General features: G+C 69.9%; 19 protein-coding genes. 8 read left to right on the top strand and 11 right to left on the bottom strand.

Annotated elements, in window-relative coordinates:
* Positions 1–404 precede the first annotated feature (404 nt).
* From AB0J55_RS22550 to AB0J55_RS22540, 3 genes are read left to right on the top strand one after another with little or no spacing between them, the layout of a single operon-like run.
* Positions 405–1,958 (top strand): discoidin domain-containing protein, encoded by a 1,554-nt coding sequence (locus tag AB0J55_RS22550; protein ID WP_364251952.1) that lies wholly within the window; start codon positions 405–407, stop codon positions 1,956–1,958.
* A gap of 10 nt (positions 1,959–1,968) precedes the next feature.
* Positions 1,969–3,198, top strand: coding sequence for an MFS transporter (locus AB0J55_RS22545; protein WP_364251546.1), 1,230 nt, complete (start codon positions 1,969–1,971; stop codon positions 3,196–3,198).
* Complete coding sequence (locus AB0J55_RS22540) at positions 3,195–4,148, top strand: hypothetical protein (RefSeq protein ID WP_364251543.1); 954 nt, start codon at positions 3,195–3,197, stop codon at positions 4,146–4,148. Before AB0J55_RS22545 ends, AB0J55_RS22540 begins: the two co-directional genes overlap by 4 nt.
* Here AB0J55_RS22540 and iolD read toward each other — a convergent pair.
* Genes iolD through AB0J55_RS22500 form a run of 8 tightly spaced genes read right to left on the bottom strand, consistent with a single transcriptional unit; the run spans position 4,133 to position 12,384 of the window.
* Entirely contained in the window at positions 4,133–5,968 is a 1,836-nt protein-coding gene (iolD, locus tag AB0J55_RS22535) for a 3D-(3,5/4)-trihydroxycyclohexane-1,2-dione acylhydrolase (decyclizing) (protein WP_364251540.1), read from the bottom strand. The genes AB0J55_RS22540 and iolD overlap by 16 nt on opposite strands.
* A complete protein-coding gene (gene iolB, locus AB0J55_RS22530; RefSeq protein ID WP_364251537.1) occupies positions 5,965–6,855 on the bottom strand; it encodes a 5-deoxy-glucuronate isomerase in 891 nt (296 codons plus the stop codon). Before iolB ends, iolD begins: the two co-directional genes overlap by 4 nt.
* Positions 6,852–7,742, bottom strand: coding sequence for an aldolase (locus AB0J55_RS22525; RefSeq protein WP_364251534.1), 891 nt, complete (start codon positions 7,740–7,742; stop codon positions 6,852–6,854). The genes iolB and AB0J55_RS22525 overlap by 4 nt, the downstream gene beginning before the upstream one ends.
* A complete protein-coding gene (gene iolC, locus AB0J55_RS22520) occupies positions 7,739–8,668 on the bottom strand; it encodes a 5-dehydro-2-deoxygluconokinase (protein WP_364251531.1) in 930 nt (309 codons plus the stop codon). Before iolC ends, AB0J55_RS22525 begins: the two co-directional genes overlap by 4 nt.
* Positions 8,665–9,444, bottom strand: a complete 780-nt coding sequence (locus tag AB0J55_RS22515) for an ATP-binding cassette domain-containing protein (RefSeq protein ID WP_364251528.1) — start codon at positions 9,442–9,444, stop codon at positions 8,665–8,667. Before AB0J55_RS22515 ends, iolC begins: the two co-directional genes overlap by 4 nt.
* Positions 9,441–10,484: an ABC transporter permease gene (locus tag AB0J55_RS22510; protein ID WP_364251525.1), complete on the bottom strand. Its 1,044-nt coding sequence runs from the start codon at positions 10,482–10,484 to the stop codon at positions 9,441–9,443. Before AB0J55_RS22510 ends, AB0J55_RS22515 begins: the two co-directional genes overlap by 4 nt.
* On the bottom strand, positions 10,481–11,482 hold the full coding sequence (locus AB0J55_RS22505; RefSeq protein WP_364251522.1) for a sugar ABC transporter substrate-binding protein: 1,002 nt from the start codon (positions 11,480–11,482) through the stop codon (positions 10,481–10,483). The genes AB0J55_RS22510 and AB0J55_RS22505 overlap by 4 nt, the downstream gene beginning before the upstream one ends.
* Positions 11,483–11,505: 23 nt before the next feature.
* A complete protein-coding gene (locus tag AB0J55_RS22500) occupies positions 11,506–12,384 on the bottom strand; it encodes a TIM barrel protein (RefSeq protein WP_364251519.1) in 879 nt (292 codons plus the stop codon).
* A gap of 112 nt (positions 12,385–12,496) precedes the next feature.
* Between AB0J55_RS22500 and AB0J55_RS22495 the strand changes: the two genes are divergently transcribed.
* The 5 genes from AB0J55_RS22495 (at position 12,497) to fxsT (ending at position 21,949) form a co-directional block, all read left to right on the top strand.
* On the top strand, positions 12,497–13,519 hold the full coding sequence (locus AB0J55_RS22495; RefSeq protein ID WP_364251516.1) for a LacI family DNA-binding transcriptional regulator: 1,023 nt from the start codon (positions 12,497–12,499) through the stop codon (positions 13,517–13,519).
* Positions 13,516–14,514 (top strand): Gfo/Idh/MocA family oxidoreductase, encoded by a 999-nt coding sequence (locus AB0J55_RS22490; protein ID WP_364251513.1) that lies wholly within the window; start codon positions 13,516–13,518, stop codon positions 14,512–14,514. The genes AB0J55_RS22495 and AB0J55_RS22490 overlap by 4 nt, the downstream gene beginning before the upstream one ends.
* Positions 14,515–14,630: 116 nt before the next feature.
* On the top strand, positions 14,631–16,433 hold the full coding sequence (locus AB0J55_RS22485; RefSeq protein ID WP_364251510.1) for a hypothetical protein: 1,803 nt from the start codon (positions 14,631–14,633) through the stop codon (positions 16,431–16,433).
* Positions 16,434–16,446: 13 nt separating this feature from the next.
* Positions 16,447–17,535 (top strand): MoxR family ATPase, encoded by a 1,089-nt coding sequence (locus AB0J55_RS22480; RefSeq protein WP_364251508.1) that lies wholly within the window; start codon positions 16,447–16,449, stop codon positions 17,533–17,535.
* A gap of 73 nt (positions 17,536–17,608) precedes the next feature.
* Positions 17,609–21,949, top strand: a complete 4,341-nt coding sequence (gene fxsT / locus AB0J55_RS22475; protein WP_364251949.1) for an FxSxx-COOH system tetratricopeptide repeat protein — start codon at positions 17,609–17,611, stop codon at positions 21,947–21,949.
* A 3-nt stretch (positions 21,950–21,952) separates the two neighbouring features.
* On the opposite strand, the gene AB0J55_RS22470 is transcribed toward fxsT, so the two are convergent.
* The 3 genes from AB0J55_RS22470 to asnB form a co-directional block, all read right to left on the bottom strand.
* Positions 21,953–23,758, bottom strand: a complete 1,806-nt coding sequence (locus tag AB0J55_RS22470; protein WP_364251505.1) for an HEXXH motif-containing putative peptide modification protein — start codon at positions 23,756–23,758, stop codon at positions 21,953–21,955.
* On the bottom strand, positions 23,758–23,949 hold the full coding sequence (locus AB0J55_RS22465; protein ID WP_364251502.1) for a hypothetical protein: 192 nt from the start codon (positions 23,947–23,949) through the stop codon (positions 23,758–23,760). The genes AB0J55_RS22470 and AB0J55_RS22465 overlap by 1 nt, the downstream gene beginning before the upstream one ends.
* A 156-nt stretch (positions 23,950–24,105) precedes the next feature.
* Positions 24,106–25,947 carry an asparagine synthase (glutamine-hydrolyzing) gene (gene asnB, locus AB0J55_RS22460; RefSeq protein WP_364251499.1) on the bottom strand — a complete coding sequence of 614 codons (1,842 nt, stop codon included), beginning with the start codon at positions 25,945–25,947 and terminating at the stop codon, positions 24,106–24,108.
* Positions 25,948–26,104: the final 157 nt, after the last annotated feature.

Below are 26,104 nucleotides of genomic sequence, written 5' to 3'. Positions count from 1 at the left end.
GTCTTCGGCGGATGGTCGGGGTGCGGGGGGTGCGGGCCATACATCCGAAGCTACCGAACGTCTGTGCGAACGTCAGTCGCTGAATCGGGTGATCTTGAAGCGGGCCGTTTCTCTTGTGGGACAACGAGGAAGAGAAACGTCGGACCACCGGTCCCGACCCCCGGCGCAGTATCCCGATCACCGGCACATGCGCTGAGCTGCGAAAACGGTGAAAAGCTCACCCTCTTGACCGATTCAACGACAAGACAAGTCTTGTCAGCCGGAACATCTCCTCGTTAAAGTCCGCTTAGTTAGGAAACTTTCCTAACAGTTCGAAGACGCCGCAGCCCACCAGCCACCGCCAGGCCCGTAAGGAGCGCGACGTGCCGTCCACCTGCCTACGTCCCCTATTCCGACTCACCCCGGTGCTCGCCGCCGTGGTGCTGCTGCCCTCCGCGATCGCCGCGGCCGCCACCACCCAGGCCGCCGATGTCCTGCTGTCGCAGGGGAAACCCGTCGCCACCTCGACCGTCGAAAGCTCGTCGTACACCGGCGCCAAGGCCGTCGACGGCAGCACCACCACCCGCTGGGCCAGCGCCGAGGGCTCCGACCCCCAGTGGCTGCGGATCGACCTCGGCCAGACCGCGAGCATCCACCGCGTCGTCCTCAACTGGGAAGCCGCCTACGCGAAGAAGTACCGGATCGAGGTCTCCGACGACGGCACGACGTTCACCACGGCCGCCACCATCGACACCGGTGACGGCAAGGTCGACGACCTCGGCGGCCTCACCGCCCGCGGCCGCTTCGTGCGCTTCGTCGGCCTCACCCGCGCCACGAGCTACGGCTACTCCTTCTGGGAGATGCAGGTCTTCGGCAGCACGGATTCCTCCGGCGACACCCAGGCCCCGACCACCCCGGCCGGCCTCACCGCGGGCCCGGCGACCGCCACGAGTGTCCCGCTGACCTGGGGCGCAGCCACCGACAACGTCGGCGTGACCGGGTACGACATCCTCCGCAACGGCACGGCCGTCGCCACCAGCGCGACGACGTCCTACACCGACACCGGGCTCACGCCGGGCACGAGCTACACCTACGCGGTCCGCGCGCGCGACGCCGCCGGGAACACCTCACCCGCGAGCACGGCGATCACGGTCAAGACCGCGGCGGGGAGCGCGGGATTCGTCCTCGCCGCAGCCGGGGACATCGCCGAACAGTGCACCGCGAGCAGCTCCGGCTGCGTCCACCCCAAGACCGCGAAGCTCGTCGAGAACATGAACCCCGCGGCCGTGATCACCATGGGCGACAACCAGTACGACGAACCCACCCTGTCGGACTTCAAGAACTACTACGACAAGTCCTGGGGCAAGTTCAAGAGCATCACCCACCCGATCCCCGGCAACCACGAGTCCTACTCCGGGTTCACCGGCTACGACCAGTACTTCGGCGCCATCGCCAAGCCGCAGGGCCAGCGGTACTACAGCTGGGAAATGGGCAACTGGCACTTCATCGCCCTCGACTCCAACGACTTCGTCACCCACGACGACTTCGCCGAGCCGCCGCAGATCACCTGGCTGAAGCAGGACCTCGCCACCAACAAGAAGGGCTGCGTCGCCGCGTACTACCACCACCCGCGGTGGAGTTCCGGTGACCACGGCGACAACAAGGACAGCATCGAGCTCTGGAACCTCATGGTCGCCAACAAGGTCGACCTCGTCCTCAACGGCCACGACCACGACTACGAGCGGTTCGTCCCGCAGAACGCCGACGGCAAGGCGGACGGAGGAGGCCCGGTCGAGATCGTCAGCGGCAGCGGCGGCGCCAACCTGTACGACCTGAGCCCCGCGCACGCGACGACCGCCAAGCTGCTGAAGACCTTCGGTGTCCTGAAGCTGTCGATGACGGACACGTCGTTCCAGACGCAGCTGATCGGCGTCGACGGCAAGGTCCTGGACAGCAGCCCGACCTACACCTGCCACTAGGAGCCCGGGCATGTACATCGCGGCAAGCCGTACCTCGGACCTGGCGACGGAAACCGACCGCAAACCGGCGCTGAAGCGGGTGTCCGCCAACGTGGTGGCGCTGGGCATGGTCAGCCTGGTCACCGACGTCTCGTCGGAGATGGTCACCGCCGTCCTCCCGCTCTACCTGGTGCTCGGGCTCGGCCTGAACCCGCTGCAGTTCGGGCTGCTCGACGGGCTCTACGCCGGCGCCACCGCGGTCGTGCGGGTGCTCGGCGGGCACCTGGCCGACCGGTGGCGGCGGCTCAAGGCCGTCGCCGGGTTCGGGTACGGCTTGTCCGCGGTGTGCAAGCTCGGCTTGGTCGCGGCCGGTTCGTCGGTCGCGGCCATCGGCCTGGTCCTCGCCGCCGACCGCACCGGCAAGGGGCTGCGCACCGGCCCGCGCGACGCGCTCATCTCGCTGTCCAGCGAGCCGGCGGCCCTCGGCCGGTCGTTCGGGGTGCACCGGGCGATGGACACCGTCGGCGCGTTCCTCGGCCCGCTGGTGGCGATGGCGGTGCTCGCGCTGAGCCTCGGCAGCTACACCAGCGTGTTCTTCACCAGTTTCTGCATCGCGGCCATCGCGGTGCTGCTGCTGGCACTGTTCGTCCGCGACCGGTCCGGCGCGGTCGACCGGGCCGCGGTGTCGGCGCGGGCCGCGCTCGGCCTCCTCCGGCAGCAGGACTTCCGGCGCGTGACGCTCTGGGCGGCGCTGCTGGGCCTGGTGACGGTCGGCGACTCGTTCGTCTACCTCGTCCTGCAGCGGCGCTGGGAGATCGCGGCGACGTACTTCCCGCTGCTGCCACTGGGCACGGCCGGGGTCTACCTGCTGCTGGCCGTGCCGCTGGGCAAGCTCGCCGACCGCGTCGGCCGCTGGCCGGTGTTCCTCGGCGGCCACGTGGCCCTGTGCCTGGCCCTCGTGCTGCTGTGCGGCCCGGCTTACGCGGCGCTTCCCGTCATCGCGCTCGGCCTGCACGGCGTGTTCTACGCGGCCACCGACGGCGTCCTGATGGCCGCCGCCGGCCCGCTCGTCCCGGCCGGCCTGCGCGCCACCGGGCTGGCCGTCGTGCAGACGGGCCAGGCCGTGGCCCGGATGCTCTCCTCCGTCCTCTTCGGACTGGCGTGGACGCTGTGGGACCTGCGGCCCGCGGTGCTCGTCGCCGCGGCCTGCCTGGCCGTCGTCGCCCTCGCCGCCGCCTTCGCGAAACCGGTGCGCCCGTGAAGAAACTCGTCCTCGCCCTCACCGGCACGGCCCTCCTGGTCGCCGCCGCTGTCACGTACACGGTCAGCGCGCGGCACGACACGGCGGCCGCCGAACCGGCCGCCGCGGTGACCCTCGCCCCCGGCCAGCTCCTGTTCCGCGACACGGCCACCGGCCGCGTCGGCGCCGTCCCGCTCGCCGACACCGCGGCGAAACCGCAGCTCAGCGGCCTGAAGTGTGACCGGTTCGCGGTGGCGAAGCAGACGGCGGTGTGCCTGGCGGTCCGGCCCGGCACGCTCCCGGCGATCACGGACGTCCTGGTCCTCGACGACCACCTCGCCGTCCGCCACACCGAGACCCTGCCGGGGACCCCGAGCCGCGCCCGCGTCTCCCCGGACGGCCAGCGCGTCTACTGGACGCTGTTCGTCACCGGTGATTCCTATGCGCAGACCGGCTTCTCGACCCGCGCGGGACTTTACGAAGCCGACACCGGACGGCTCGTCAAGACGATCGAGGAGCTCCCGGTCTTCAAGGACGGCAACCGCTACTTCGCGGCCGACGTCAACTACTGGGGCATCACCTTCGCCCCCGACGGCAACCGCTTCTACGCCACCCTGGGCAGCAAGGGCAAGACGTACCTCGTCGAGGCCGATTACGCGCGCTACCGCGGGAAGACCCTGCGCGAGAACGTCGAATGCCCGTCGCTGTCCCCGGACGGCAAGCGGATCGCCTTCAAGAAAAAGGTCGGCGAAGGCGTCTGGCGGCTGTCCGTCCTGGACCTCGGGTCGCTGAAGGAAACCGAGCTCGCCGAGACCCGCAGCGTCGACGACCAAGCGCTGTGGCAGGACGACCACACGGTGCTGTACGGCCTGGACAACGCCGTCTGGGCGGTCCCGGCGGACGGCTCCGGCGCGCCGCGGCAGCTGGTAGCCGGTGCGGCGTCGCCGGCCGTCACTCAGGACCCGAGGTAACGCACCTGGCCGCCCTTCCCTCGCTCGTAACCGTCCCGCCCGGCCAGGTGCTCGGGCACGCCGACCTCCCACCAGGCCCCGGCTTCGGTCCACGCCGACGGCTGCGTCTTCACCACGACGACGGCCGGACGCTGCTCCGAGACAGCCGCCTCGCGAGCCGACGCATACGCGGCTCGCAGCGAGTCCACAGTGGACGCGGTGAAAACCACGCACCCCAGTGACTCCGCGTGGCGCGCGAAGTCGACCCGCGGCGGCGAAGCGTGCGAAGTCGTGCAGTCGGCGTAGAAGTTGTTGAACGGCTTCCCGCCCTGACCCTCCTGAAGCCGTGCGATGACGGCGTACCCGTCGTTGTCGCACACCACAGCGACGAACGGGTGACCTGCGAAGGCGGCCGAGAACAGCTCCGAGTTCAACATCAGGTACGAGCCGTCACCCAGCAGCGTCGTCACCAGACCCGGGTGGGCGATCGCCGCACCCCAGGCGCCGGACAGTTCGTAGCCCATGCACGAGAAGCCGTACTCGACGTCCATGGAGACCGAGCCGGACCCGCGCCAGCCGCCGATCAGCTCGCCCGGCAGCCCGCCTGAGGCCGTCATGACGTAGTCGTCCGGAGCCGACAGGTCGTTGACCACGCCGACGACCTGGGCATACGACGGCAGCTCGCCCGAAGGAGACCGCAGCGAGTCGATGTGCGTGTCCCAAGAAGCGCGTTCGGCTGCGGCGCGGGCGGTCCATGAGGGGTCCACCCGCCAGCTCTCCAGCTGGGCGGCGAGGTCCGTCAGGCCCGCGTCCGCGTCCCCGACGACCGACAACGCCCCGTGCTTCACCGCGTCGAACCGGGCGGCGTTGAGCGACACCAGCCGGACGTCGGGGGAGAAGACCGTCCACGACGCCGTCGTGAAGTCCTGCAGCCGCGTTCCCACCGCGAGCACGACGTCGGCCGCCGCCGCGACGACGTTCGCCGAGGTCGAGCCGGTGATGCCGAGCGGCCCCGCGTGCAGCGGATGCCCGTGCGGCACCAGCGTCCGGCCCGCGGTGGTCTCCACGAGCGGAATCCCGTGCCGCTCGGCGAAGTCCAGTGCGCGCTGCCCGGCACCGGAGTACCGGACGCCCCCGCCGAGCACCATCAGGGGCCGTTGTGAGGAGCGCAGAAGCCCGGCCGCTTCGGTGACCGAACGCCGGTCCGGCCGCGGGCGCAGCGGCCGGTGCGTCACCGGCTCGAACAGCGCGTCCGGGAAGTCGTACGTCTCGGCCTGGACGTCCTGCGGCAGCGCCAGAGTCACCGGACCGGCGTCGGCCGGGTCCGTGAGCACCCGCGCGACCTGCGGCAACGTCGAGATCAGCTGCTCGGGCCGGGTGATCCGGTCGAAGTAGCGCGAGACTGCGCGGAAGGCGTCGTTCACCGTCGCCGTCGCGTCGCCGAACGGCTCGATCTGCTGCAGCACCGGGTCCGGCGCCCGGTTGGTGAAGGTGTCGCCCGGCAGGAGCAGCACGGGCAGCCGGTTCGCGTGGGCGACGCCGGCCGCGGTCACCATGTTCAGCGCGCCCGGCCCGATCGACGACGTCACCACACCGACCTGCCGCCGGTGCGTGGCCTTCGCGTACCCGACCGCGGCCAGGGCCATGCCCTGCTCGGTGTGCCCGCGCCAGACCGGGATGTCGCCGCGGTGTTCCTCCAGGGCGGTGCCCAGGCCGAGGACGTTGCCGTGCCCGAAGATCGCGAACACGCCGGGGAACAGCGGGACTTCGCGCCCGTCCAGGGTTTCCGAACGCTGGGCGAGGATCCAGCGGACCAGCGCCTGAGCCGTCGTCAGCTTCACTGCACACGTCCTTCGTGACTCGTGACCGGGCACCGCGGGTCGAGCTCCTGCGCCGCCCACGTGTCGCGGACCCAGCCGTGCGCCGGGTCGTCGCAGAACGCCATCGACCGCTCTTCGGCCGGCCCGGCCAGGACGTTCAGGTAGTACATCGGGTAGCCGGGCGCGGCCACGCACGGCCCGTGGTAGCCGCGCGGGATCAGGAAGACGTCGTGGTCGCGCACGGCGACGTCCTCGTCGAGGTCCCCGTCGCTCGTGTACGTCCGGTGCAGGCCGAAGCCTTCGCGGGACGGCGTCACGCCGTCGCGGCCGGCGATGCGGAAGTAGTAGATCTCCTCGTTGACGACTTCGCATTCGGTCGCCTCGTCGTGCTTGTGCGGTGGATACGACGACCAGTTGCCGCCCGGCGTGATCAGCTCGCACGCGTTGAGCTTGTCCGCGTGGTCCCACACCCCGGGGACGCCGAAGTTGGTCACCTGCCGCGTCGCCTGCCCGGCGCCGCGCACCTCGACCGGCACGTCCTCGGCGGGGCCGTACCGCGGGGTCAGCCGCCGGGTGCAGCGCGCCATCGGCAGCGCGACCTCGAGACCGTCCTTTGTCGACAACTCGACTTCGGCTTCGCGGGGGACGTACGCGAAGTCGGTCACGCGCGTGAAGACGGACGCGCGGCCGGCCAGCTCGAAGGTTTCCCCGTCGACGCGGACCGTCGCCGAACCGGCCAGGGGCAGCACGAACGCCTCGAATTCGCCGGTGTGCAGGACGCGGACCTCGCCGGGGGCCAGGGAAAGCACCCGCAACCCGGTGTACGTCCAGCCCGCGCTGTCCGGGGTCAGCCGGACCGGGTCGGTCTCGTCGGACAGGGTCCCGAACGGACGGTGCAGCTTGCTCACTTCGCGGCCTCCAGGACCTTCGCGGCGGCTTCCACGGCGGCGCCGACATCGCCGCCCGGCGGGTAGAGCAGGGTGCGGCCGACGACCAGGCCGCGGACGACGTCGTGGCGCAGCGTCCGGCCCCAAGAGGCCAGGTCGGCGGCCGGGTCGCCCGACGGCACGCCGCCGAGCACCACCACCGGCAGTGTGGTGGCGCCCAGGACGGCCGCCGAGTCAGTGGGCGGCAGCTTCAGCCACGTGTGGGCCGACGTCACGCCGAGCCCCGAAGCCACCGTAACCGCTCGCGCGAGCGACACGGGGTCCTGCTGCAGCACCAGTTTCCCGTCCGAACGGCGGTAGGGGAGCGGCTCCACCATGGCGACCAGGCCGTACGCGGCCAGCTCGGTGACGGCGTCGGCGCAGGCCTGCAGCGTCGGGACCGTGCCCGGGTCGGAGTCGACCAGCCGCAGCAGCATCTTGCCGCCGTCGAGCCCGCAGTCGACCAGGGTGCGGGCGTCGTAGCCGGTGAACCGGTCGTCGATCTCCCAGTCGGCGCCGGCCAGGCCGCCGCGGTTCATCGAGCCGAAGACGACCTTGTCGTGCAGGGCGCCGAGCAGCAGCAGTTCCTCGACGACGTCGGGGGTGCCGAGGAGGCCGTCGACCGCCGGGTTGGCCAGGGCGACGAGCAGCCGTTCGAGCAGTGTCCGCCGGTCGGCCATGGCGAGGGGGTCCTCGCCGACACCCAGCGCTCCCCGGGCCGGGTGGTCGGCCGCGACCAGGAACAGCGTGCCCTGGTCGGACAGCAGTTTCGAGCGCCGCCGGCGGGTCGCGTACGCCTGCCGGATCGCCCCCGGGTTCGTGGCCCGGACGTGCAGGAGATCCCGCCAGCGCTCGTCGGTGAGGATCACAGCAGCTCCTCGATTTCGGCGGGGGCCGGCATGGCGTCGGCGCAGGCCAGCCGCGACGCCACCAGCGCGCCCGCCGCGTTCGCGTACTCCGCGATGCGCACCGGCTCCCAGCCCGACAGCAGCCCGTGGATCAGGGCTCCGCCGAAGCCGTCGCCCGCGCCGAGGCCGCAGACGACCTCGACGCGCTGCGGCGGCACGGTCGACCGCCCGTCCGGCGTGGCCACCAGCACGCCTTCGGCGCCCTTCTTGATCACGGCCAGCCGCAGGCCCCGCTCCAGCAAGCGGTCCGCCGCGGTGTCCGGGTCCGCGGTGCCGACGGCGACCTCGACCTCGGTGCGGTTGCCGACCGCGACCGTGACGTGGTCGAGCATGGCGCCGATCTCCGCGCGGGCTTCGGCCGCCGACGGCCAGAACATCGGGCGATAGTCGAGGTCGAGGACGGTGTGCTCCCGGCGTCCCCGGGCTTCCAGGATCTTCCGCTGGGTCGTCCGGGCCGGTTCCGCGGAGACGCCGGTGCCGGTGACCCACAGCAGCGGCACCGACTCGACGACGTCCCAGGGCACGTCGTCGTCGGTGAGCGTGAGGTCGGGGGCGATCGGGGAGCGGTAGAACAGCAGCGGCGGGTCCGCGGGCGGGTTCAGCTCGCAGAACACCACCGGCGTCTGCAGCTCCGGCGAGGTGCCCACGAACTCCGGTGAGACGCCGAAGCCGTCGAGGGCCTGGCGAACGTAGTCGCCGAAGCCGTCCGGGCCGACCTTGGTGAGCACCGCCGTGCGCCGGCCGAGCCGTGCGGCGGCGACCGCGACGTTGGTCGCGGTCCCGCCGAGCGACTTCGCGAAGGTGCTGACCCCGGCCAGGGGCACGCCGCTCTGTTCCGGGTAGAGGTCGACGCCCACCCGGCCGATCGTCAACGCCTCCAGAGTCACGCCTTTTCCACCTGCCGCAGCTCGTGTTCGAGGGCTTCCAGTTCGGCACCGCCCGCCATCTGCCGGGTCAGTTCGTTGATGTCGATCTCGGACTTCTCGTAGTGCCCGAGCGCGGCACCCCGCTTGAGCAGCAGGAACCGGTCCGCGACGGGGTAGGCGTGGTGCGGGTTGTGCGTGATCAGCACGACGCCGAGCCCGCGATCGCGCGCCTGGGCGACGTACTTGAGCACCACGCCGGCCTGTTTGACACCGAGCGCGGCCGTCGGCTCGTCCAGGATCAGCACCTTCGCCCCGAAGTACACCGCGCGCGCGATGGCGACGCACTGGCGTTCACCGCCCGAGAGCGTCCCGACCGGCTGCTCGACGTCCCGCAGGTCGATGCCCATGTCGGACAGCGCCTTCTTGGTCGTCTCGCGGCCCTTCTTGCGGTCGAGCATCCGGAACGGGCCGAATCCGGTCGTCGGCTCGGAGCCGAGGAAGAAGTTCCGCCAGACGCTCATCAGCGGCACCACGGCGAGGTCCTGGTACACGGTCGCGATCCCGCGGTCGAGAGCTTCGCGCGGCGACGAGAACCGCACCGGCTCGCCTTCCACCAGGAACTCGCCGCGGTCGTGCTGGTGCACCCCGGCCAGGATCTTGATCAGCGTGGACTTCCCGGCGCCGTTGTCGCCGAGCACGCACGTCACCTCGCCCGCATTGACCACAGTGGACACATCGCGCAGCGCGATGACACTGCCGTAGGTCTTCCCGATCTCGCGGACTTCCAGCAGGCTCATCGGCGTACCCTCTCCGCGCGGCGCCGGAAGGCGTTGTTGACCAGGACCGCGGCCAGCAGCATGACGCCGAGGAACAGCATGAACCAGTCGCTGTTCCACTGCGCGAACACGATGCCCTGGCGCGCCATGCCGAAGATCAGCGCACCGATCGCCGCGCCCACCGCCGAGCCGAACCCGCCGGTGAGCAGGCAGCCGCCGATCACCGCCGCGATGATGTACTGGAACTCCAGCCCGATGCCCTGGTTCGCCTGGACGCTGGCGAAGCGCAGGATGTTGATCGAGCCGACCAGCCACGCGCCGAGCGCGGTGCCCATGAACAGCAGGATCTTCGTGCGCACCACCGGCACGCCGACCGAGCGGGCCGACACCTGCGACCCGCCGACCGCGAAGATCCAGTTGCCGAACCGGGTCCGCACCAGCAGCCACGCGGCGATCGCCGTGACGAGGATCCACCAAATGATCGACGACTGAAACTGTGTGCCGCCGATGTCGAACGTCGACGCGAACAGCCCGCCTGCCGATTCGTAACCGCTGGTCGAGCGCATGCCCGACACCTGGACGGTGTTGGTGACCAGCCGGGTCACGCCGAGGTTGAGGCCCTGCAGGGCCAGGAACGACCCCAGCGTGACGATGAAGCTCGGCAGCCCGGTCTTCATCACCAGCCAGCCGTTGAACGCGCCGACGCCGAGCGCGAAGGCCAGCGACGCCAGCAGCGCGAGCCAGACGTTCCAGCCCGCCTGCGTCGCCAGGATCGCCGTGACCAGCGACGTCGACGCCGTCATGACGCCGGCCGAGAGGTCGAACTCGCCGCCGACCATGAGCAGCGCGACCACGACGGCCATGATGCCCAGTGTCGAGGAGTCGTCCAGCCAGGTCGCCACGCCCAGCGGGCTGAGGAACTGGCCGGTGACCACGGAGAAGAAGACGAAGACCAGCACCGCTCCGAGGAGCGCGCCGATTTCGGGGCGGACGACCAAGCGGTCCGTCAGTCCCTTCTTGGCGACGCGCTCGTCGGGCTGCGCTTGGATCGCTGCGGTCATCGCGTGCCGCGCTGCGCGTACGGGGCGATGGTGTCGATGTTGGTCTTGTCGACGAAGCCCGGGCCGGTCTGCACCGGGTGGCCGCCGCCGATGGTGTTGCCGTTCTCCTTGTACAGCTTGAGGAAGACGATCGGCAGGTAGCCCTGTTCGTACTGCTGCTGGTCGACGGCGAAGAGGATGCTGCCGTCCTTGATGGCCGCGACGACGTCGGCGTTCAGGTCGAAGGTGGCCACCTGGGCCTTGGAGCTCGCTTCCTTCGCCGCGGCGACAGCGCGGGCCGCGACCTGCGAGTTCAGCGCGAGCACGGCGTCGATCGACGGGTCGGACTGCAGCGCGCCGCGGATCCGGGCCTGCGCGTCGGTCGGGTTGGAGATGTCGACCTGCAGCGTCGTGACGTTGCCGAAGGTCTGCTTCGCGCCGTCACAGCGCTGGTTCTGGCCGATGTTGCCGGCCTCGTGGATGACGCACAGCAGCTTGGTCTTGCCGGCCGCCTTGAGCCGCTGGCCGGCGCCCTGGCCCGCGAGGCCCTCGCTCTGCCCGACGTGCGCGATCGCGCCGAACTGGGCGCTGAAGTCCTCGCCGGAGTTGATGGTGATCACCGGGATGCCGGCCTTCACCGCGTTCTGGATCGACGTCTGCAGGGCCTGCGGGTTCGCCATCGAGACGACCAGGCCGCCGACCTTCTGCGCGACCGCGTTGTCGATCAGCCGGGCCTGGTTGCCCGGGTCGCCGTCGGAGAAGTAGTCGACGCCGACGTTCAGGTCCTTGCCCGCCTGCTCGGCGCCGTTCTTGACGACGTTCCAGAAGGCGTCGCCGGCGCTGCCGTGGGTGACCACGGCGACCTTGAGCGGGCCGCCCGAGCTGGGCACCGCGGCGGACGAGGTGCCGGGGGCGTTGCTGCCGGAGCTGTTGTCGGCCGTCGGGCCGCTGCAGGCGGACAGGACCAGGCCGGCGGCGGCGATCGCCGCCACGCCGGCCAGCTTCTTGAGAGAAAACACAGTCACTCCTTTGGGACCAGGTGCTAGAGGGAGGCGATAATCTTCGCGAGGTGGGCCAGGCTGCGCTCGGTGTCCCGCCGGGGTAGGTCGTCGGGGCTCTCCGCGCCGAGGGCGGTGTCCTGTTCGAGGACGTACCAGCCGTCGTAGCCGGCGGCCTGGACGGAGCGCACCATCGCCGCCACGTCCACGTCCCCCTCGCCGAGCGGGGTGTAGATGCCCCGCCCGACCGCGTCGGTGTAGCCGAGCCGGCCCGCGCGGACCTCGGCCGCCAGGTCTTCCCGGACGTCCTTGAGATGCACGTGCCCCACCCGTTCGGGATACCGCTGCGCCAGCTCGACCGGATCCGTCCCGCCGATCATCAGGTGCCCGGTGTCGAGGCACAACCCGAGATCGGAATCGGCGAGGAACCGCTCGACCTCGGCCTGCTGCTCCACGTGCGTCCCGACGTGCGGGTGCAGCACCGTGCGCAGGCCGTGGCGAGCCGCGATGTCGCGGATCTTGCCCGCGGTGTCGACGAGGGTCGCCCACTGGGTGCCGGTGAGCCGGGGGCGGTCGTCGTAGCCGTCGAGCCCGGTCGCGGCGGCGAGGACGAGGACGTCACCCCCGCACGCGGCGAAGAGCGCAGCCGACTCTTCCGCTTCCTTGAGCGCGTTCTCCTGGTTTTCGTGGAGCACGACGGCGAGGAAACCGCCGACGAGCGTCAGGTCGTACCCGGCGAGCAGCTCGCGCAGGGCGGCGGGCTCGCGGGGGAGATATCCGGGCGGTCCCAGCTCGGTGGCCTGGACACCCAGCGCCGCCATCTCGCCGAGCACGGTCGCCGCGTCCAGTACCCGGCCCCAGCCCGGGACTTCGCAGACGCCCCAGGAGATCGGGGCGGCGGCCACGCGGATCGTCGCTGTCACAAGGGGCCTCCGTCGGTCCGTTGGAGCGCTCTATTGATTAGAGCGCTCTAATCTTGTAGCGTCCGTCACAGCAAAGTCAAGGCCGAGTTTTCCGAGATCAGGGGAGGTGCGCATGGTGCGTCCGACCATGGAGGACGTCGCCGAACGGGCGGGAGTTTCCCGCGCGCTGGTCTCCCTGGTGATGAACAATTCACCGAAGGTCTCCGAGGCCCGGCGTGCGGCGGTGCTGCGCGCGGCCGAGGAACTCGGCTACCAGCCGCACGTGATGGCGCGCTCGCTGGCCAGCCGGACGTCGACGGTGCTCGGCGTGATGGTCAACGACCTGCGCAACGCCTTCTTCGCCGACATCGTCGAAGAGCTGGACACCGCCGCGCAGGCGGCGGGGTTCGACCTGATCCTCAACACCGGCGGCCGCAGCCCCACCCGCGAGTGGAACGCCCTGCACAACCTGCTTTCCTTCCGCCCGGCGGGGATCATCCTGCTGTCCCCGGTCGTCCCGGCGGCGTCGATCCAGGTCGCGGCCAAGCAGTGCCCGGTCGTGCTGGTGTCGCGGACGATTCGTTCGTCCATAGTGGACACGGTGAACGACGACGGCGAGGCGGGGTCGGCGCTGGCCGTCGACCACCTGGCCGGCCTCGGGCACCGGCGCATCGCGCACCTCGACGGCGGCGGTGCGGCCGGTGCGGCGCAACGGCGGCGCGGCTTCGAGTCCGCGATGCGGCGCCACGGCCTGGAGCCGGTCGTCGTGCGCAGCGAGCACACCGACATCGGGGGCGAGAACGCCGTGCGGGAGCTGCTCGGCGCGTACTCACGCCAGGAGCTGCCGACGGGCTTGGTCGCCGGCAACGACTTCAACGCCGTGGGCGCGATCTCGGCGCTCGAGGAGGCCGGGCTGCGGGTGCCGGAGGACGTCTCCGTCGTCGGCTACGACAACACTTCTCTCGCCGCGCTGCGGCACCTGTCCCTGACGACGGTCGACCAGCCGCGCAAGGACATGGCGCGGCTGGCCTTCGCGGCCTTGCTCGAACGCGTCCGCGGGGAGCGCACGGAGCCGGTCCGGCACCTGCTGCACCCGTCCCTGGTGGTCCGGGCGACCACCGCCGAGTTTTCCGACACAGGAGGAGCACCACGATGAGGTTGGGACTGGCGGGCACCGGCCGGATCGGCACCGCGCACGCGGAGACGCTGAAGGGCTTCGAAGAGGTCGAGTCGGTCGTCGTGGCCGACGTCGACACCGCGCGGGCCGCCTCCGCGGCCGCGAAGCTCGGCGTCGAAGCGGTGTCCCTCGACGAGCTGTTCGCCGCGGGGCTGGACGGCCTGGTCGTCACGGCGGCGACGGACGCGCACCCGGGTTTGATCATCGCCGCGGTCGACGCGGGGATCCCGGTGTTCTGCGAAAAGCCGGTGGCCGCGGACATCCCGGGCACCCTGGCGGTGATCGACCGGATCGGCGCGTCGGACGTCGGAGTCCAGATCGGCTTCCAGCGCCGGTTCGACGCGGGCTACGCGGCCGCACGGGCGGCGGTGGCGTCGGGCGAGCTGGGCTGGCTGCACACGTTGCGCGCGACCACGTTCGACCCGGCGCCCCCGCCGGCGGAGTACGTAGCCCATTCGGGTGGACTGTTCCGCGACTGCGGCGTCCACGACTTCGACATCATCCGCTGGGTGAGCGGCCGCGAGGTCGAGGAGGTGTACGCCATCGGAGCCAACCGAGGTGAGCAGTTCTTCGCGGACGCGGGTGACGTGGACACGGCAGCGGCAACACTGACCCTGGACGACGGCACATTGGCAACGGTGTCGCTGACCCGCTACAACGGCGCGGGCTACGACGTTCGCCTGGACGTACTGGGCTCGGTGTCCGGCGTGGTGGTCGGCCTGGACGACCGGGCGCCCCTGCGGTCGGTGGAGCCGGGTGTGGCCCCGTTGCCGGGGCCGGCGTACCCGGGTTTCATGGAGCGCTTCCGCCCGGCGTACACAACCGAGCTGAAGGCATTCTTGGACGTGGTCGCGAACCGGGCCCCTTCACCGTGCGGCGCGGCGGATGCGCTGGAGGCGTTCTACATCGCGGAGGCTTGCGAGGTGTCGCGCCGGGAACGGCGTCCGGTGAAGCTGACGGAGATCCGCCGCTGAGCAGCCGGTGATTATCCCACCGGGAACCGCCGGCGAATATGTCATTTGACTCAGAACTTTCGCGGAGACGCGATAGTGTGGGGTCGACATCGGCATCCCGGGGAGGGGCCAGAGGTGTGACTCAGGTCTTCGAGTGCACGATCGTCGTGGTCGACGTCGTGGGATTCACCGCTCCTGAGCGTCACCTTTCCGACCGGCTCGCGGTGCACCAGGGCATGTACGAGGTGCTCAAGACGGCGTTCGTCGAATGCGACATCGACTTCGACTCGTGTGCGAAAGAAGATCGCGGCGACGGCGTCCTGATTCTCCTGCCCAGCGGCACGACCAGGAGCACCGTCGCCGATCGGCTGCCCGAACGCATCGTCGTCGCGCTGCGCCGGTACAACTGGACCCGGACCCGGCGGGCGCAGATCCGGCTGCGCGTCAGCCTGAATTCGGGTGACGTCGTGTACGACGGGCACGGCTGGGTCGGTGAGGCGGTCGACACCGCGTTTCGGATTCTGGACGCGGAAGTGGCCAAAGCCGCATTCGCCCGGTCCGATCGGCTGATCGCGCTCATCTCTTCCGAGCGCTTCTTCGCCGACGTGATCGCGCAGGACCCGGGTCTTCTTCCGGAGACCTACAATGTGATCCCGGTCAAGGTGAAGAGTTTCACTGGATCGGCCTATTTGCGGTTACAGGGTGCATCCAGCTCGCCCGATCCCATTCCCCCCGAACCGAGCCGCAACGATGACGGCGGCCCGGCCACGCTGGAGGCGGGCCACCCGGTGCACGACCTCATCGCCGGCCGGGACCTGACGCTGCTGCGCCACCGGCTGACCCGGCTGCCGGTGCCCCGGCTGGCGGTGCTGATGAGCCGCGCGCTCGGTCCGGCGATCCCGCTGCCTCCGCTGGACGACGTCACCGACGCGTGGAGCGCGCTCGAACTGCTCACGGATTTCAACGCGGGCCCGGACGGGATCCCGCCGGCTGTCACCTTCCTCCGGCTCCTTGCCGAGGAAGTGGGCGGCGAGTCCGGAGACGCGATCAAGGCGTGGATCGGCGAGCAGGCCCGGCAGCTGCGCCTCGGCCCGGCGCTCGAAGTCCAGCGGCGGGCGCTGCCGCCGTTGCCTGTCCGTCCGCAGCTGCACTTGATGATCATGCTCGAACCGGTCGCCGATCATCCCGGCCGTTGCACGCTGGCCTTTTGGCGGCAGGACGACCCGGAGGTCTGGCCGCCGGCCCTCGGGGGCGTCCGGGAAATCGCGATCGACGAGGCCGAGTACCGCGTCGACGAGGTGATCGTGGCGGCCGAGCGCGTCTGGTCCGGGCAAAGCGTGTCGGCGTCCGTCGAATTCCTCCTGCCGCGCACCCTGATCAATCTTCCGGTGCGACGGTGGCGCAAAGAACACGCTTCCGGCGACCCGCAGCCGTTGCGCTATGGATACCGGCTGGGTATTCGTTCGCTCGAAAGGATGAGGGCCGAGCATTGGCACCGAAACTGGCTGTTGCGGTGGGACTCGATGCTCGAAGACCCTTCCGCCGATCGGCTGCATTACTCCGGCCGTGCGGAGTCCGCGCGGCAACCGGTCGATGCCGTGCTGAGCGACGAACGCTGGGTGGGCCTGGTGATGGCCTGTCCGCCGCCCCCGCGGCCGGATCGCGGGGCCGGACCGGACGATTTGACCAGCGCCCTCCGCGGCGGCCTGCCGGTGATCTTGTGGCATCCTGATGCCGGTCCCGAAGACCTGCGCGAGCTCCTCGGGTGGATGTTGTCCGAGGACGGGGGTTTGCGCGAACTCCTCGAGCGTCACAAATTGGCGAATTCACGGGCGGATCGGCCGTTCGCGAATTCTCTGATCGATGATTTGGTGGTAATGTATGATGACCCGAAAAGACTAATCGTGCTCGACCGGCCGTTGATCCCGACTCGACAGTAAGAGGATTCCTCGGATGAGTGCGAACGACCAGGACGCGGGCGTCACGCCGAACGGGCGGACGTCTCCATTCGACGCGCCCGATTGGTGGATCTACCGCGGGACCGGACGGCCGATCCACGACATCGACCTCGCCGGGATGCTGCCGGACCCGCCGCCCTGGCGTTGCTATTCCGGTATCCCGCCGGAGGAGGACGACGGGCCGCCGCCGGACGACGGCGAGGCCGAGCGCCGCCTGGGCACCGCGTTCACCCTGGCCGAGCAGGACATCGACCCGCGCGAGCTGAACATGGTCAACGCGGCTTTGTATCTTCGGCGCCCGTTGCTGGTCACCGGCAACCCCGGCACCGGGAAGTCCAGCCTCGCCTACCGCATCGCCCGCGAACTCGGCCTCGGCCGGGTCCTGCGCTGGGCCATCACCAGTCACACCACGCTGGCTTCCGGGCTCTACGGCTACGACGCCATCGGCCGCGTGCAAGAGGCCGCCACCAGCCAGGCCCAGCGCGGCGGCGAGGGGGAGGAGCCGCCGATCGGGGACTTCGTCCGCCTCGGCCCGCTGGGCACCGCGTTCCTGCCCACCCGGCTTCCCCGGGTGCTGCTCATCGACGAGCTCGACAAGTCCGAGGCCGACCTGCCGAACGACCTGCTTTCGCTGTTCGAGGACGGGGAGTTCCCGATCGAGGAGCTGGCTCGCGTGCGCACCCGGCACCCCGAGGTCACCGTGCACACCGCCGACCCGGAACGCACCGCGGTGGTGCGGGACGGGCGCGTCGCGTGCCGGGCGTTCCCGATCGTGGTCATGACGTCGAACGGTGAGCGGGAGTTCCCGCCGGCCTTCCTGCGGCGGTGCCTGCAATTGCGCATCGACAACCCCGACCTGCACCAGCTGGCGGCGATCGTCGCCGGGCACCTGGTCGACGAGCACGGGGAACACCGCGACCGGCTCGTCCGCGAGTTCGCCGAAAAGAGCAAGGCCGAAGGCGGACTGCCGACCGACCGGCTCCTGGACGCGGTGTACCTCGCCACGTCCGGTGCCTACCAACCGGATCACGAGGCGTGGCCGATGCTGGTGGACGCGCTGTGGCAACGACTGACGGTGCGGTGACGTGGACAGCCCGGCGGCTGGACCCGCGTCGTGCCCTCCCGCGGAGGCGCTCGCCGCCGGTGGCCGCGGGGAACTGGCCCTCGAGGACCTGAGCCCGACCGACGTCGCGGACATCGTGTGGCTGGCCGCGGCCATCACTCCCAGTACCGAAGCTGCTCAGCCTGACACCGTCGAGGGAAATTCTCCCGAACCCGCCGGGGAAAAAGCGCGAATCCGCAACGCGCCGTCCGAGCCACGGGAAGCCGCGCCGCCGCCTCCCGCGCCCCGGCCCGGCCCGGTCCCCGTTCCGGCGCCGGAGCGCGAACCCCGTTCCGAGGTCGTTTCGCTGGCCCCGGTCGAGCCGCTGGCGGACGAGGTCGTCGGCGGTGCGGCCCCGCTCGAAACCCTCGCCTGCTTCCGCGCTTTGAGCCCGCTGAAACGCAAGACGCCGTCCCGCCGACACACCGAGGTGGTCCTCGACGAAGAGGCCACTGCTGTCCGCGTCGCCGAGACCGGACGGTGGTGGCCGGTCACCCGAACGAGAGAAGAGCGCTGGCTCGACCTGACGCTCGTCCTCGACAACGGTCCCTCGATGGCGTTGTGGCGCCCGCGAATGTCCGCGTTCGTGGACATGCTCGAACATACGGGTGTATTCCGGTCGATCCAGATCCGCCTCCTGGAAACCGCCAAGGACACCGGGCAGGGATCACTGGTGCTCCGCGGCGGCACCCCCGGCGCGCCCACGCGCGACCCGGCCGAAATCCTCGACGGTTCCGGGCGGCGCGTCGTGCTGCTGCTGACCGACGGGGTCAGCGATGCGTGGCAACGGGAAGAACTGTATTCAGTACTGGCGACCTGGGGCCGCACGATGCCGGTGAGCATCGTCCACCTCCTGCCGCGCTGGCTGTGGGGCCGCTGCGGACTGAGCCCGCGCAAGGCCCGGCTCCGGCCGCCGGGTCCGGTGGCGCCGAACCACCGGTGGACGTTCGACCTGCCCGAAGCCTGGCTGGAACCCGAATCCCTGATCCCCGGCGGGGCCGTGCCCATACCGCTGATCGAGCTGCGGCCGCACTCGCTGGCCTGGTGGGGCCGGCTGGTCACCGGCCAGCACGCGGCGGAAACCGAGGGCACGGTCGTCCTCACCGCCGATCCCGCCCGTGACCCGGCGCCGGAAGAGGCTGCGCCGGTGCCGTCACCCGCCGAACGAGTGCACCGATTTCGCAGCGTGGGCTCGCCGGCGGCGGTACGCTTGGCGCAACTATTGGCAGCGGTGCCGGTGGATCTCGACGTGGCCAGGGTCGTTTCCAGGCATTTCGTCCCGGACGCGGGACCGGAGCACCTGGTGGAGCTTCTGGTGTCGGGGATCGTGTACCCTCCCGGACTCAAGGAAGGGAAGTCCACTTGGGACACAGGTGGGGTCTTCGTTTTTCCCGCGGCAGTCCGGGAAATGCTGCTCAGCGGCGCGCGTCGGTCAGAAACCGCGGGCGTTGTCCGGGTGGCGGCCACTCACCTGGGTGAACGGATTCCGCTGCTCGGTCACCTCCGAGATGCCATTGCCGACCCGCACAACACACCAGACCCAGACCTGACCCTCGACGCCCCGGCGGACGTCGAGCTGGAACGCGTGATCATGCGCGCCCTTTCCGGACCGTACTTGTCCCGAGCCGACCGGTTGTGGAACGCGGTGCAGCGGCATGAGCCCGTCACGTCTGAGTCTGAATCAATCAAGACATCAATCAAGACTGTGACCCCCACCGAAAAGACTGTGCCCCCCACCGAAAGTACGAGTTCCGACATGCCCGAGACGGCCGAACGTCCCTCCGATGCACCTTCCACGACCGAGGGACGTGCGCGCTATTTCGATGGCGAACCCGGTGAGCCGACCACCAGAATCGCTCATCCGGCGGCCTCGGGCGCCTTCCGGAGTTTCCCGGCCCGCCAGCCCGACGACCCGCCCCAGGTGTGGGGCAACGTCCCGCCGCGCAACCCGAACTTCACCGGCCGCGGCGAACTCCTGGAGCAGCTGGCGAAGCGCCTGAACAGCGGGACGACGGCGGTGCTCCCGTCGGCTTTGCACGGGCTCGGCGGTATCGGCAAGACGCAGATGGCGACCGAGTACATCTACCGCCACCTGCAGGATTACGATCTTGTCTGGTGGATCGACGCCGCGCACACCACGCAGATCCGCGCCGGGCTGACCCAGCTCGCCGGGGCACTGGGCATCCAGGGTTCGTCCGAAGCCCACATCGCCGTGCCGGCCGTACTCGAAGCCCTGCGCACCGGTCGGCCGTTCCGCCGGTGGCTGCTCGTGTTCGACGCCGCCGAAAGCCCGGAAGCGGTGCTGCCGTTCTTCCCGCGCAATGGGCCGGGGGAAATCCTGGTTACTTCGCGCAACAGCGACTGGGGCGGCGTCGCGCGGCCACTGGAACTCGCGGTGTTCAAGCGCGAGGAGAGCATCGAACTGCTCGGCCGGCGCGGCCCGGAAATCGATCCCCGGGACGCCGACCAACTGGCGGACAAACTCGGTGACCTGCCCTTGGCCGTCGAGCAGGCGGCGGCATGGCGCGCTGTGACGGGCATGCCTGTACAGGAGTACCTGCGGTTGTTCGACGACTCGGTCGAGGAGATCCTGGACACCGCGTCAGCCCCGGACTACGAGGTATCGGTCGCGGCGGCGTGGAACGTCTCGTTCGAGGAACTGAAGACGCGCAACCCGGCGGCCCACCAGATCCTGCACATCTGTGCTTTCTTCTCACCGGAACCGATATCCCGGGACCTGTTGACGGGCGTCAGCCGGGTGTCCATTTCCCCCGAACTCGACGCGGCGCTGCGCGAGCCGATCAAGCTGGCCCGGGCGATCCGTGACATCAACCGTTACGGTCTCGCGAAGATCGACCACGGCAGCAACACGCTTCAGCTGCATCGCCTGGTCCAGCTCGTTCTGCGCAAGAGAGTGATGGCACCCCAGGTGCACGCCCGCATGCAACATGGCGCGCACCAGCTCCTCGCGGCCCTCGACCCGAACGACCCCGAGTCGAGCCGCCACTGGCCCCGCTACCGCGAGCTATTGCCCCACGCGTACGCGGCCAATGTGCTGGAATGCGACGACAGCTGGCCTCGTCAGCTGTACATCAACCTAATGCGTTACCTGTTCGAGTACGGCGACCACGAAGAAGCTGCCCGGCTCGGCGAGGAAGCGCGCAAGCGGTTCACGGAGACACTCGGCCCGACGCACCCGCAGACGTTGGAGGTGTCCTCCCGCCTGGGGCTGTACCTATGGGCAGTCGGCCGGTACGAGGAGGCCGCGGAGCTGAACCAGCGCACGCTGGCCCTGCGCCGTCAGGTGTCGGACGAAGAGAACGAAGAGACGTTCGCGCTGCAGCGCAACATCACGATCGACCTACGTGCTCAAGGCAAGTTCGCGGAAGCCACCAAGCTGAGCGAAGAGATCTATCAAAAATCCAAACGAATGTTCGGTGAGGACGACCCGGAAACCCTCAACGCGGCGTTCCAGCACGGACTCAGCCTCAGGCTTTCGGGCGAATACCGAGCGGCGGCCGAACTGGACGAGGATACGTACCGTCGCCGCTGCGAGGTTCTCGGCCGCGACCACGTCCGGACGTTCAGCGTGAACAGCGCCTTCATCGTGGACCTGCGTGAGGCTGGAGAGTACGGCCAGGCGCGGGTGCAGCAGGAGCGGCTCACGGAGAACTTCCGCGCCCGGTACGGGGAAGACCAGCTGGACACGATCGTCAACTCCTTCCTGTTGTCGGTGACCAGGCGCAAGGACGGCGACCACGCCGGTGCGCTCGGTCTGTCCGCGTCGGCGCTCACCTGGTTCCAGCACGCCTACGGTGACAACCACAGCACCACGTTGGCCTGCGCTTTGGCGCACTCGATCGATCTTCGCCACTCGGGAGACCTGGCAGACGCCCGGAAACTCGGCGAGGAGACCTTCGAGCGATACCGGACCGGTCTCGGCGAGGACCACCCCCACGCGCTGGGGGCCAGCGTCGACCTCGCGGTGACGTTGCGATTGCAGGGGGAGATCGCCGCCGCGCGCACACTGGACGAGCGTGCACTGGAGCGGTTCCGTGCGACCATTGGCCCGGATCACCCGTATGCGATCATCGCGACGATCAACCTGGCGAGCGATCTGTCCGCGTTGGGAGAACTCGAACGGGCCATCGAGCTGAACCGCGACGCTCTGGAACGTGGAAGGCAGGTACTCGGCGAGGACCACCCGACCATGCTGGCGACCGCCTTCAACCTGGGGCTGGATCTCGCCGCGAACGGGCGAACCGAGGAAGCTGCGCCCTTCCAGGAACCAATCCTGGCGAAGTACCGTCGAGTTCTCGGTGAAGCGCACCCAGGCACTCAGGCGGCCGGCCGAGGCGAGCGGGCCACCTGCGACATCGACCCCATGATGATGTGAGCATCACCGGGAAACGACCTGCCCGAGCCAGGCGGCTATCCGTTCGACGGTGACCGGCGATCGGTCGCGCACCCGGCGGTGCAGCGAGCGGACCAGTTCGGGCCGGTGCAACAGGGCACGAGCGGCCGGGTGCCGGCCTCGCGCGGCGAGCGCGAGGCCGAGCCCGACCAGCGAGTTGGGCCGGTCCGGGTCCGCGGAGAGCTCCGAGCGGTACTCGTCGGCCGCCCGGGTGAAATCACCGTGCGCGAAAGCGAGATCGGCGGCCGTGGCGCCCGGCACTGTCGGCCACAACCCGGGATCCGCGCCGCCGACTGCGAGCCTGGCGAGGTCGGCTCGGGCCGGCGACCAGGTGCCGTCTGGCACCGGCGTCGGCGGCAGGGCGGTCGTCATCATGGTGAAGGGCGGCCGAGGCTGTTCGCGGAACCAGGCTTCCGCAAGCGCGGTCACCTCGTCCGGGTCCGGGCGGAGATGCCGGACCCGCCAGCCGGCGACGTGGTCCTGGACGGTGGCTTCGGCCAGCTCCCGAGCTTCCGCGGAGACGGCTTCCTGCCGCCACGGGCGGAGCCGTTCTTCGATGCCGTCGAGGAACCGGTGTCCGGCCGCGGTCAAGGTGTCGTCCGAGCGCAGCGCGCGCAGGGTTCGCCAGCAGCATTCGCGCCAGCGCGCGAACTCGAATTCGGCCCGCCGCGGTTGGACGCCGCCGGTCGCGAGCGCCCGCCAGAAAGCGGTCACCCCGAAGAAGGCGTACAACCCTTGGAAGGCGCCGCTCAAGGGGCGCGGATCATCCCGCCAAGGCACGTAAATCCGCTCCCGCGGGTCCGGCTCGTACAGCTCGACGAGGTGCAGCAGCCCGCCGAGCACGATGTGCTGGAACTCGTGGATCAACGTGTCGGCGAGCGCGGCGCCGTCGGACGGCAACCCGACCACCGCGCTGCCGAAGGCTTCTCCGGTCGAGGCGCTCGGGTTCCGGAACAGCACCTGGGGCTTGGGCACCAGCGAAACCAGCCCGACCGGCATGGCCGTCGCCAGGCCGGGCAGGTGGGTGGCGATGAGCCCGCAGGCGTCGTCGACCAGGCGCTGCCACGCGGCGACATCGCGGCTCGGCACCCGCTCGGGCGCAATCGGTTCGTACAGGCCGCGGTACGGGTCGAGGTCGTCCAGCAGCAGGGAGAACCGGTGCGGCCCGACCCGGCTCCGCAGCCGGCGGATACTCCACCAGCCGGTGTCTTCGGTCTCCCGCGCGGCTGGCACCCGAATGGTCGAGGTGCCGTCGGAAACAAAGTACCGTCGGCCGTCGCCGCCCACCGTGGCCACGGAATGCCCAGTGTTCGGGGAAAACCGCGCCAGACCGAGCGAGGGGATCATGGCGTTGCCGTGCCACACTGGGACGGCGGTTTCGAAGTCCAGCCCGGCCCGGATCGCGGCGGCGGCCGCGATGGCGTGCACGTGGCCGAGGTGCAGCCACAGCGGGCCGACGCCGTCCAGCCCGTCACGCAGGAGGCGTGTCGCGTAGCCGGCCCAGCTTCCAGTGTACGGATTGGTGAGCAACCGGTTGACCGCCCGGGGCGACCTCTGGTCGGCGCGGTCGAGGAGCTCCCATGCCGTGTCCACAGACGGCAGCGGTCCCAGCCGTTCCGGCGTTTTCGCCGCGTCGGTCAGCAGGGCGTGAATCAGGAGTTTGCGCCGGCTCCGTTCGGCGCGGCGCAGTTGTCGCACCAAATCCTCGCCGGTTTCGAAGCGCGCGATGGCGTCGAATTCCGGCCAGGACAGGCGGTGGAAGGTGGGACGGAGTCCCGCCGGGTCCGGCATCAGTCGATTCGTTCGCCGGCGGCCGCGTTGGAGCTCCGGTAGCGCGCGTGCAGCCGTCTGGTGCGTTCGACCACGTGGTGCGCCGAATGGCGTAGTTCGTCACTCTCCAGATCCCTCAGCGCGGAGATGGGTACCTGGTCGAGGTCCACCAGCGCGGATTCGATGTCCGGTTCGGTTCCAGCAGATTTCATCGTGCTGATTCCCTCCACCCGCCGAACAGTTGTGGGAGTTGCGCACGCCAAGGATAGCCGAGATTTCTGGACAGATCAGGTCCTCTTCCCGGCGGCAGCGGCAAGGCTCGCCGCGCGTGGCCGCCCGCTCCCCGGGCGGCCACGCGCGCCTTGAGCTCAGCCGAGCTGCAGTTCCGGGGAGTACATCTCGATCCAGTGGTACAGGTCGAGTACCCGGTCCAGGCCGATCCGCATCGCCGGGTCCATCGTTGCCGAGTCCACTTCGGACGCTCGGTGGGCCCACGCGCGGTCCACCAGCTCGAACACCTGGTGGCGCGGCTCGGCCAGCACCTCCTTGACCTGCTGCTGCAGCGCCGCCGCGTAGCCCGGGTCCTGCGTCGACGGGTACGGGCTCTTCACCCGCTGCGCCACCGACGGCGGCAGGACGTGGGACGTGGCGTGTCGCAGGAGGCTCTTCTCCCGCCCGTCGAACGTCTTCAGCGACCACGGCGTGTTGTACACGTACTCCACCAACCGGTGGTCGCAGAACGGGACACGGACCTCCAGGCCCACCGCCATCGAGGCGCGGTCCTTCCGGTCGAGCAGCATCCGCACGAACCGGGTCAGGTGGAGGTTGCAGATCGTCCGCATGCGCGCCTCGATCGCCGACTCGCCGTCCAGGTGCTCGACCGCGGCGACGGCGGACGCGTACTGGTCCGCGATGTAGGACTCGACGTCGAGGTTCTTCACCAGCTCCGGCGTGTACAGCGACGCCCGCTCGTCCATCATCGACGTGCGGAACGCCAGCCACGGGAACGTGTCCGCGTTGACGGCCTTCTCGTCGTGGAACCAGCGGTAGCCGCCGAACACCTCGTCGGCCGACTCGCCCGAGAGGGCCACCGTCGACTGGCCGCGGATCGCCTTGAACAGCAGGTACAGCGACGTGTCCATGTCGCCGAGGCCGGCCGGGATGTCGCGGGCGCGCAGCACCGCGCGCCGGACCTCGGGGTCGGTCAGGTCGCCCGGGTCGAGCATGACGTCTTCGTGCGCCGAGTTGACCAAAGACGCGACGTCCCGCACGAACGGCGAGTCCGCCGTGTCGCGCATCTCGTCCGGCTTGAAGTTCTCCTCCTGGCCGAAGAAGTCGACGGAGAACGTCCGCAGCTGCTCACCCTGCTCGGCCAGACGCGCGGCGGCCAGGCCGGTCACCGCGCTCGAGTCCAGGCCGCCCGACAGCAGCACGCACCGCGGGACGTCGGCGACCAGCTGCCGGTTGACGATGTCGGTCATCAGTTCGCGCACGCGCGCGACCGTCGTCTCCTGGTCGTCGGTGTGCTGCTTCGCGTCCAGTTTCCAGTACGTGCGGGTCTTGATGCCCTCGCGGGACACCGTGACGATCGTGCCCGGCCGGACCTCCTCCATGTCCTTCCACAGCGACCAGCCCGGCCGCTTGGTGAAGCCGGCCAGCTCGCGGAAGCCGTCGAGGTCGACGACCTTGCTCGCCAGCGGGTTGGCCAGGATGGCCTTCGGCTCCGAGCCGAACAGCACGCCGTCGCGGGTCGGGTAGTAGTAGAACGGCTTGATGCCCATCCGGTCGCGGATCATGACCAGGCGGTCGTCGCGCTCGTCCCAGATCGCGAAGGCGTACATGCCGTTGAGGTGGTCGACGACCGCGTCGCCCCACTGCAGGTAGCCGTGCAGCACCACTTCGGTGTCGCTGTCGGTTTCCCACTTGTGGCCGAGCTTCGTCAGCTCTTCCTTGAGCTCGGTGAAGTTGTAGGCCTCACCGCTGTAGACCATCGCGATGTCGCCGTTCGGCGTCGAGACCGTCATGGGCTGACGGCCGCCGGGCAGGTCGATGATGGCCAGGCGCCGGTGCCCCAGCGCGACGTGCGTGCGCACCCACGTCCCGGAGTCGTCCGGGCCGCGGCAGGCCATGGTCCCCGTCATCGAGTCGACCACGTCCTGGCGGCGGGTGAGGTCGGCGTCGTAGGAAACCCAGCCGGCGATACCGCACATAGGTGATCCCCTCTCCCAAGATTTGCTTAGCCGATACAACTATCGGTAACCCAGGTGTAACACGCCCCGAAGATCTTGTCTGCCCGAATTGCACGTTCCGTGCGTGTTCCATCACTGTTTGTGGCGTGAGTCACTGGCCAACTACCTGCGGTGAGAA

The organism is Amycolatopsis sp. NPDC049688, assembly GCF_040674975.1.
Classification (GTDB): domain Bacteria; phylum Actinomycetota; class Actinomycetes; order Mycobacteriales; family Pseudonocardiaceae; genus Amycolatopsis.
This window is presented reverse-complemented; position numbering and strand designations above follow the sequence as displayed.

Coding starts and splice junctions, on each gene's coding strand:
- AB0J55_RS22490 (WP_364251513.1), top strand. CDS start 13,516: ATGAGGTTGGGACTGGCGGGCACCGGCCGGATCGGCACCGCGCACGCG.
- AB0J55_RS22495 (WP_364251516.1), top strand. CDS start 12,497: ATGGTGCGTCCGACCATGGAGGACGTCGCCGAACGGGCGGGAGTTTCC.
- AB0J55_RS22480 (WP_364251508.1), top strand. CDS start 16,447: ATGAGTGCGAACGACCAGGACGCGGGCGTCACGCCGAACGGGCGGACG.
- AB0J55_RS22465 (WP_364251502.1), bottom strand. CDS start 23,949: ATGAAATCTGCTGGAACCGAACCGGACATCGAATCCGCGCTGGTGGAC.
- AB0J55_RS22470 (WP_364251505.1), bottom strand. CDS start 23,758: ATGCCGGACCCGGCGGGACTCCGTCCCACCTTCCACCGCCTGTCCTGG.
- asnB (WP_364251499.1), bottom strand. CDS start 25,947: ATGTGCGGTATCGCCGGCTGGGTTTCCTACGACGCCGACCTCACCCGC.
- AB0J55_RS22515 (WP_364251528.1), bottom strand. CDS start 9,444: ATGAGCCTGCTGGAAGTCCGCGAGATCGGGAAGACCTACGGCAGTGTC.
- AB0J55_RS22545 (WP_364251546.1), top strand. CDS start 1,969: ATGTACATCGCGGCAAGCCGTACCTCGGACCTGGCGACGGAAACCGAC.
- AB0J55_RS22510 (WP_364251525.1), bottom strand. CDS start 10,484: ATGACCGCAGCGATCCAAGCGCAGCCCGACGAGCGCGTCGCCAAGAAG.